We start from the raw sequence: 8,719 nt of genomic DNA, 5'->3' as shown, positions 1-8,719 counted from the left end.
CGCGGGAGGCCACGGCGTGCGCGATGCCCAGCGCCCACTGGTCCCAGTTCGGGCGCGGGCCGACCTGGCCGATCACCTTCGGGCTCATCAGGACCTGCTCTCAGCCGATCCGGTCGGCGCCAAGGGGACGGCGTGCGTGCGGCACGCTCCCCGGTCCTATGCGCTGGCCGCGACGTCGGGCACGAGCGTGAGGGAGAGCGGGCTCAGGCCGGGCAGGCGCGGCTCAGATGGTGGCGGGCCGCTCATCAGCAGAGGCCGGTCGCGAAGGCGCGCGAGCAGCGCGGTCATCTTGCGCCGCTGCCCCTTGGACAGGCGCTTGCCGGAGGGTCGCCCGTCCGCGTTGGTCCACTGGTCCTGCTCACGGAACAGGACCGTCACGACCAGGTGTTCGCGCGAGCTCACGACGACGGCGATGTCACCGCGCTGGAAGACGACCCGGTCGGGCCCGTACTTGCTCGACGACCACGACTGCTCGGCGTCGTTCACGCACGCAGTCATCTCGGCGAGGTTGACGTCCCGGGCGATGGCCGACTCCAGGGCGTGAGTCGTGAGGGTAAGGCCGGTCGCGGGCAAGATGAACGGGTCCGCGGTCGTTGCGTTCGTTGCGTACTGCGCCATGATCCACCTCCACTTCCGACGACCGGCCTATCCTCACCTGGACCTATGCGCAGAACCTGCGCTCAGGCCCCGAGGCGGGCGCGGATCACCGACCCGAGCTCGTCCCAGTTCGTCGCGCGCAGGCCCGGCAGGTGACGGTTGTAGGCCTGGTCGTACGCGATCCGGGGCAGGCCCCGGGCGTCGAGGTCCGCCAGGTGCGAGGGGGCGTCGTCGATGTACAGGTCGCCGGCCACCTCCGCCTTGGACGCGACGAAGTGCAGCTCGTCGTACTCCACGCCCAGCATCCGCAGGCCTGCGGCCGTCGTCTCGCGCTCCACACGCGCGAGCTCGTCGCCGTCGGGACCAGGCATCCACGAGCGTGACCCGTGGGCCGTGGCGAACTTGACGACGAACCCGTCCTCACGAAGGGACGCGAGCCCTTCGAGCGCCCCGTCGTAGGGCCACATCCTGGCGAACAGGCCCTCCATGACCGCGGCCGAGTGCGCTGCCAGCCAGTCCTGGTTCGTGGGGAACCAGCCCGAGCGGGCGTAGTCGTAGAACTCCGGCGGGCCCGAGGGGCCTTGGCCGGTGGTGCGCACCATGTGCTCGGCCAGGCCCCGGTCGTAGTCGAACGTCGTGTTGTCCAGGTCCACCACCAGGACCGCGGGTTGGCTATCGAACATCTCGAACCTCCATGGGCTCTGGGACGGGGTCGGCCCACGAGGGCGCGGGGGACGGTGCAGGGACGGGCAGGACCGGGGTCCAGGTGCAGGAGGCGTCGGCAGGCACGTGCGGCCCGGTCGCGGTGTGGCACGCCCAGCACGTCGGCACGAGCTGGTCGTGGTCGTGGTCGGCCCATGCTCGCGCACAACGTAGGTCCGGGCACCAGCAGGCGGTCGCGGCGTGCTCGGGGCTGGCGACGGCGACGGGCCCTTGGCCGTGGAGGTCGACCTCGATCGGGAAGTGGTCGGGGACGTCGAGGCTCACGACCCGGTCACCTCCTGGTCGTCGAACCCGAACCCGGGCCCGCAGTACCAGAACGGTGGGTCGATCGGGGCTCGGCGCAGCAGGTGGTCGTGGCCGGTGGCCGGGCACGGGATGTTCTCGACGCGCTCCGCGCAGGACGAGACCGGAGCGGTGCCTGCCGGCTCGCCGGCATCTGGCGTGGACGGGGCGATGCTCGTGGCGCTGGTGCTCGTGGTGCTGCTCGTCATGACGGCCTTCCCTCGATCAGCCGCTGGGCGGCTTCCATCACCCAGCCAGGGGCGACCCCGACCACGCCCGTCGCGGTCGCCTCGACGATCCCGACAATCGCGTAGAGGCTGATCGGGACCAGCAGAATCCACTCGCGCACCGACCCGGCGTTGCCCAGGATGGGGGCGCCGAGGTAGCCGTTGGGCTGCCAGCAGCGGTTCAGGACCGGGGTCGAGGCCCACCAGCGCGGAGGCTTGGGCACCCACGGCCACAGGAACGGGACACCGCCCGTGGTCAGCGCGTCGCCGAGCAGGTGCACGAACGCGCCGATGCCCACGGCCGCGGGCAGCCAGTACCACTCGGTCGGGGCGAAGACCGTGATGCCCACGGCCAGCGGCAGGGACAGCAGCCACGGGGCCAGGGTGCCGCCGCCGCGAGCGAACTTCAGCGCCTTGGCCGCGAACGCGACCAGGATCAGGCTGAACAGGCCCGAGCCCACCGCGAGCTCACCCAGCTCGGGGACGGTGACCGTGAGCAGGCCCGCCGCCCACGCGATCACGGTGAACGCGAGCACGCCCAGGATCGAGTGCGTCCCGTGGCGGTGCCCGCCGGAGATCTTCCCGATGCCGCGGCAGATGGGCCCGCTGAACGGCGGCAGGGCGTGGGCGATCGTGCTGGAGTGGTGGTCTGCGTCCGGCAAAAGTGCGGCGCCGGCACACACGAGCGCACCCGCGGCGACCCCCAGCGGTGAGGCCGGGTAGAGCCCGAGTGCGTACGGTGCGGTGGCAGAGACCGTGACCCATGCCGCGGCTCCCGTCGCGGCGTGGTGTCCACCCATCATGGGCGCTAACCTCCAGGTAGTGGTGGGCGTTCCTGCCTGCACCTATGCGCGGGGCCGAGGCCGGGCTCAGGCCATCGACCAGTCGTCGTCAGCGGCGGCCGGTCGCGGCGGCGCCTTCACGCTCGGGCGCACGCTGCCCATCGCCCAGTCGTCGTCGGCCGGTGCTGGTGCGGGGGCCGGCGGGCGCACGGGGGAGGGCTCGGGGGCGAAGTCGTCCACGGCCACGGCAACGACCTGCTCCTCGATCGGCTCCTGAGCCAGGGCGCCTGCGAGCACGTCAGCGCTCAGCCCATCGTCCGCATCGAGCACCGGAGCGACGAGCTCGACGCCGTCGAGCAGGTCCGCGGCGTACTCGACGTGGGTCAGGCCCAGGTCCATCTCCTCGTGCGCGCGCGGGTCGAGCCACACGAGGCGGCTGACGTGCGGGCGCGAGGCGACCAGGTGGTCCAGCGCGTCGAGCTTCCACCACCCGTGCTCGGGGGACCCGACGGTCGTGGAGGCCAGGTCGATGCCGACGAGCCGGTTCGCCTCGTCCGCCGGGCCCTGACTCACCCAGACGGTCTCCACGTTGGCGTCCGCGAGCAGGGCTAGCACGCTGGGGTTCAGGTGTGCGGGCACGTCGAGCACCAGGAGCGTGGAGGTGCCGGTGACCGGCGCGGCCAGGGCAGCCGGGAGCGGCTCGGGCTCGGGGGCCGCGAACTGGCCCGCGGTGAACGCGGCCAGCATCCGGTCGGCGTCGCTCGCCGCGGCCGGGGCGAGATCCTGGGCAGGCTGGTCGGCAGGCTCGGTGGTGGTGAACGCCTGGAGGTCGTTCAGGGAGAACTTCACCCGTCCCGCGTCGATGACCTCCTCCGGCGCACCCGGGGCCGGGTCGTCGTCCACCACGACGTCCACGACGCCCGGGGCATAGGCCGACTTGGGCATGAAGGATGACAGGTCGAGCCTGTCGGATGCTGGGATCGGCCCGCGGCGTGCAGCGATCTGTCGGGACAGTTCAGCCTGCTCGCCAGAGGAGTACCAGGACTGGATGATGCTCGGATTCGACATGTCCACGCCTTCCCACAGGCCGCGCCCGGAGGGAACGACGTCGCCCAGGGGTGGGGCGTTGTCAGGGTTGCGCAGCGCCGAGGCACGGTCGCCGTAGGTGGCATTCCCGAGCAGCATCCGAGACAGGTTCGTGCGCAGATCTGTCGAGCCCGGTATCCCGTCGAGGATCTTCGCGTTGAGCTTCTGGGTGGCCAGGACCAGGACGACCCCCGCGGACCGCGCCTCGCGCGCGATCCTGCCGACCAACCCACCGATCTTCGTTCGCATCGCGTTGGAGGCGATGATCTGGTCGCGCTCGGCGTCGGCTTCCGCATCACCAGTCGCCTTCGGGACGGTGTCGCCCATGATGAGTGACGTGAACTCGTCGACGACGAGCATCAGGTAGTTCGGGCGCACCTCTTCTGGCAGCTCTCGGAACGACCCGACGCCGTGCTTCGAGTTCAGATCCTTGCGTCGCTTCACCTCCTGGTAGACCGCGGTCACCATCGCGCATGACTCTTCGATGGTCGTGGTGATCGAGCGCGCGTAGGGCTCGACGAAGCGGAAGTCGGCGGCCCCCTTGGACGGGTCGGTGACGTAGATGTCCCAGTCGTGGAACGCGGCACCGGTCAGCAGCGACTGCAAGTTGACTGAGTTGTGAGTCGGGACGAAGCCGTCCGTCAGGTACAGGTGCTCCGGGTCGTCGATCATGATGCAGCGCATGGCGACGGCCTCATCGAGCTGGCGGGCCTGCGTGACGTAGTTCCAGCTCTGGGTCGGGCGGACGTTCTCGTTCAGGAGGTCGAGCTTGCGCTGCATCTGGAAGACGGGCACGTTGGTCCTGAACGACATACGCCAGCGCCAACCGACCACGCGGGTTCGCTTCCTGCCCGGGTTGGCAGGGTCCGCTTCGGTGATGGTCGCGAGCCGGCGGCGCGGCGCGGCAGTCTTGATGCCGAGCGAGCGGATGAGTTCGACGACGTCGTGCGCGAGCCGCTTCGAGGTCAGGTCGATCTGGCAACCCCCGTCTTCAGCCACCGTTCCGTCGGTGTCCATCACGCCCTGGAGCAGGGCGAGGCGCTGGCTGTACGAGGCGCGCAGGTACGTGGCCGGGATGTGCTTGTTCTGCTGGACACCGAGCTCGCGGAGCTTCTCGGTCAGCCCGACATTCCAACGTGGGTCGCCCATGGTCGCCTTGCGTGTGCAGTCCACGCACCAGCGCAGACCGCTGCCGTTGCGTAGGCGGAAGTTGTCGTGTCCGCGCGGGCACAGGGCCGGCTCCGGGGCGCAGAAGTGGAGGTTCTTTGCCTCGCTGACGGTGTTGTTCTCGACGCGCCGGACTGGGTAGCCCCACGCCGCTTCCAGGCGTGCACGCGAGCCGTCGAGGTCGTCGATCCCGACCGTGATTGCCCCGACTCGGGAACTACCGTCGCCGAGCCAGGCGCCGAACAGGTAGGGGGAGATTGGGAGGTCGGCGGCGGGCAGGTCGAAGCCCTCGGCCATCGGGACGGCGAAGTTCGACCGGCCTCCCGTGCGGGCCTGGTCCACGACGTCCTGGGCGGTGACTACCGAGAGCAGAGGCTGAACCTCGCGCCCGTTGCCGGACGCGGCAAGGTCTCGCAGCTCTGTGGCGAGGGCCATGAGCGCTTCGTCGAGCAGGAAGACGCTGCCCAGGCACATCACCTGACTGAACGGACCGGCCGGGATGGCGTCCTTCCAGCCCCATGCTCGTATCAGGGCGCGGTCGGCGCGCGTGGAGTCGCGGCCGAGCAGCGCACCGCTGGCCTGCGTCAGGGTGACGGGTCCGCCGAGTGCTCGAACCCGGTCGATCACCTCGGCAGTGACCGGCTCAGTCCTGACCTCGCGCGGGGTGTCCAGGAGGAAGTCGGCGATGTCTGCCGCGAGCCACGTCTGGTTCTTGCGTGTGCCGAGGGGAACTGTCGCGGTCGACCTGAGTTCGGTCGACACGACGCGCTCAAGCGCCGTACGCAAGGCGTTCTTGGTCGACCAGTGGGCGCCGGTGGCTCGGACCTTCTCGAACGTCGCCGCCAGGTCGGACCATGTGCCCGGTGCGATCGTCGCTGCGACGGCCTCCAGGGCATCCGCCTGGCCGATGAGCTTGCGCTGGTGCGCTGAATCACGCCGGGTCGTGTCCCGCTTGCCATGTGCGGCGCGTGAGGATGCGCTGGACACGGCCCACAGGTGCTCGGGGTGCGAGAGCACCCGTTGCCCGTCGGACAGGACCATCTCGACGGGGCGAGCCTCGACCGTCGCTGAGAGCGAGGAGATCCGCGCCGTCCTGCCCGAACGAGTGAACACCTCGTCGCCGACGTTCAGCGCGCCGATGGTGGCCCACCCTCTCGGGAACCGGTCCGAGATCGGTACAGGGATCGAGGTGTCGAGAGGCTGCATCTTGCCGCCTCCCGTGACTCCTGCCACGAGCACGTGAACGTGCTTCTTCGGGTCGAACTCGATCGGCTCACCCTCAACCCCGGTCGCGAACGGCAGCTTGTCCTTGTGCCCGGCCATGTACTCGAAGTCGTGCGCGGCCGGGAAAGGTACCGGGTCCTGCGGGGAGCACAGCACACGGATGGCGGCCGCCCCGTCGGGGCTGGTGCGGAACAGGATGAACGAGTTGCCGGTGTTGGTCCGCAGCTTGTCCAGGGCGCCCTTGGCCTGGCTGGCCGAGATCCCCTGGGGCAGGGCGAAGTCGAGCACCTGCACCTTGTCGTTGTGCTCCAGGCGGTCGGCCGCGGTCAGGGTCGGGACGGCGCCGGTGACCGGGTTGACGACCTTCGCGTCAGCCCACGCCTGCTCCCAGTCCAGGGCCGTGATGCGCATCTCGTCGGTCGCCGGGTCGGCCAGCGTCACCGAGGACGGGTTCGCGCCGGCGAACAAGGTGATCGTGTCCTCGGAGGCCGGGCCCAGACGCACCCACGGCACGCCCCACGTTTGGGCGATCACCTGGACCTTGCGGCGCACGTCAGCGGTCGTGACCCCGCCGTACAGGCGCAGCGTCAACGCCCAGATGTGCCCGCGCGAGCGAGCGGCCGACATCGCCTTGACGTTCACGACCTCGGGCCGGGCCATCTTCGCGGCGTCGAACGCCTTGTTGACCATCCCGGCCAGCACCCAGCGCTGAGCCTGCTGCGGGGAGCGGCCCGGGGAAGGGGCGAGCAGGTGCGGGCTCATCGGGACCGCAGCCTGGGAGTAGAGCAGCGTCAGGCCCAGGTTGTGCCGCTCGCCGGGGCGCGCGCCCCGGGTAGGCGGGCAGAACCCGGTCGTGGTGATGAACGCGACATTGACCGTGGAGGCCAGGTTCTCCTCGTAGCCGAAGAAGTCCAGCGGGTTCTGCCCCTGCCCGACGGCGAACGGGACGCAGTGCACCTCGGTGCCGTTGGCGAGCTCGGCGCTGGAGATCACCCCGGGCTGGACCAGGGGCCCCTTCGTCCCCTGCTTGAGGGCGTCGGCCCAGTGCTTGGTCCACTTCGCGGCCAGGTGCAGGTTCTCGATCTGCTGGGAGATCGAGTCCGGGACGGCGTCGAGGTCGCCGAGGAACATCTGGCGTGAGCGGTGGTCGACGCGGACCATGACCTGCATGCGCTCCTGGACCGGGCCCACCAGGGAGCCGAGCGTCTCGTAGGAGCCGCCCTGGGGGAAGTCCCACGAGGCCTCGTACGCGATCGGCGAACCCTGCTCGGTGCTGTCCTCGCCCTGCGCGTCGGGCTCTTCGTGCGCGGCGTCGGGCTGGTGCGGGGCGTCAGGGTTCTGCGGGGCGGCGGCGGTCGCGGTGCCCGGCTCGGTCAGCGGGCGGATGCCGACCAGCAGCGGGCGGGCCATCTTGGCGCCGTCGGCAGCCTCGGCCACCGCGCACTCCAGCACGAGCTGGACCAGGTCGATCGGTGCCGCGGTCGTGGCGTAGTCCGGCTCGGTGCCCGTGGACCACGTCACCACGCGCACATCCAACGGGTGCACCGTCCCGGGCATGGGCTGGCCCTGGGCGTCGGTGTTCGGGACGGACAGGACCACCACGGAGGACCCGGCGCCCACGGCGTTGACGATCTGGGCCCGGTTCTTGTCCTGGTGGAACCAGGCCGCGCCCAGGGCGGCCGGCGCGCGGAAGGTGTCGACCGAAACGACGGACTCGCCCAGGTCGGCGTGCTCGATCAGGAACGGGCGCCCACCCTCGGGGAGCTTCATCATCTCCCAGCGCGGCTGCCACATCTCGTCCGCGGCGACCAGCGCCCGCCACGTGGTCACCGTGTGCTCGATGACGGGCCGGGCCAGCAGGACCCACGCCCACACCACCGGCATGACGCCCGCCAGCACCCAGCGACCCGCACCCCACGAGGACGGGGTGAACCAGAGCACGACCAGGGCACTGGCCCCGCCGAGCACGAGCGCGCCCACGATGGAGCCCACCACCTTCGAGGGGGACTCCTTGGCGAACTCGGCGACCCGCGCGAAGGTCACCGCGGGCTTGGGGTGCATCTCGTTCGCGCAGGCCCGCTTGGTGGCGACCACGACGGCGAACGTCGCGTAGGCGCCCACCGCGGACAGGACCCACCCGGCCGACCCGGCCAGCGGTGCGGGGATCACGGCGGCTGCCGCGGCCAGGACCAGGGCCAGGACGTTCGCGGGCCGGATCAGGCCGAGGCGGGCTACCAGCCCCTTGGTCGAGGAGCCCGCGGGCTCCAGCGGCCACCAGTACGCGTTGGGTGTCAGGACGCGCCAGCGCATCGCGGACCAGAACCGGTACCGGCTCAGCCCCTGCTTCTCGGCAGGGTTGGCGACGGTGGGGCGCTTGGCCGCGTCGAGCGGGCCGGTCAACGTCGGGGGCTGGGTCAGCCACCCGGCCAGGGCGAAGGAGACCCACACGAGCGCGACGCCCGGCCACCCGTTGGCCAGCGCCCACACCCCACCGGCGACTCCAGCGGCCACGGCGCCGGCCGGGTACGTCCACGATGCGCTGGGCGGGGTCGGGGGAGCGGTGCGAGCTGCGGCCATGAGGGTCGAGCCTCCAAGGTGTGTCGGGTGTCAGGTGTGTCGGGGTCGGGGTGC

5 protein-coding genes are annotated in these 8,719 nt (G+C 70.9%); all 5 read right to left on the bottom strand.

The annotated features are described in order from the left end of the window. Positions 1-156: 156 nt before the first annotated feature. The 5 genes from OERS_RS02565 to OERS_RS02540 all read right to left on the bottom strand — a co-directional run bounded on the left by OERS_RS02565 (position 157) and on the right by OERS_RS02540 (position 8,665). Entirely contained in the window at positions 157-618 is a 462-nt protein-coding gene (locus OERS_RS02565; RefSeq protein WP_068624205.1) for a hypothetical protein, read from the bottom strand. A 62-nt stretch (positions 619-680) separates the two neighbouring features. Next, on the bottom strand, positions 681-1,280 hold the full coding sequence (locus OERS_RS02560) for a 5' nucleotidase, NT5C type (RefSeq protein ID WP_083201160.1): 600 nt from the start codon (positions 1,278-1,280) through the stop codon (positions 681-683). Between the two features lie 300 nt (positions 1,281-1,580). Further along, on the bottom strand, positions 1,581-1,811 hold the full coding sequence (locus OERS_RS02550; RefSeq protein ID WP_068624198.1) for a hypothetical protein: 231 nt from the start codon (positions 1,809-1,811) through the stop codon (positions 1,581-1,583). Next, positions 1,808-2,632 (bottom strand): metal-dependent hydrolase, encoded by an 825-nt coding sequence (locus OERS_RS02545; protein WP_068624197.1) that lies wholly within the window; start codon positions 2,630-2,632, stop codon positions 1,808-1,810. The genes OERS_RS02550 and OERS_RS02545 overlap by 4 nt, the downstream gene beginning before the upstream one ends. A gap of 66 nt (positions 2,633-2,698) precedes the next feature. Continuing rightward, positions 2,699-8,665, bottom strand: a complete 5,967-nt coding sequence (locus OERS_RS02540) for a hypothetical protein (RefSeq protein ID WP_139107649.1) — start codon at positions 8,663-8,665, stop codon at positions 2,699-2,701. Between the last annotated feature and the right edge of the window lie 54 nt (positions 8,666-8,719).

Origin of the sequence: Oerskovia enterophila (assembly GCF_001692445.1) — a bacterium.
Taxonomy (GTDB): domain Bacteria; phylum Actinomycetota; class Actinomycetes; order Actinomycetales; family Cellulomonadaceae; genus Oerskovia; species Oerskovia enterophila.
This window is presented reverse-complemented; position numbering and strand designations above follow the sequence as displayed.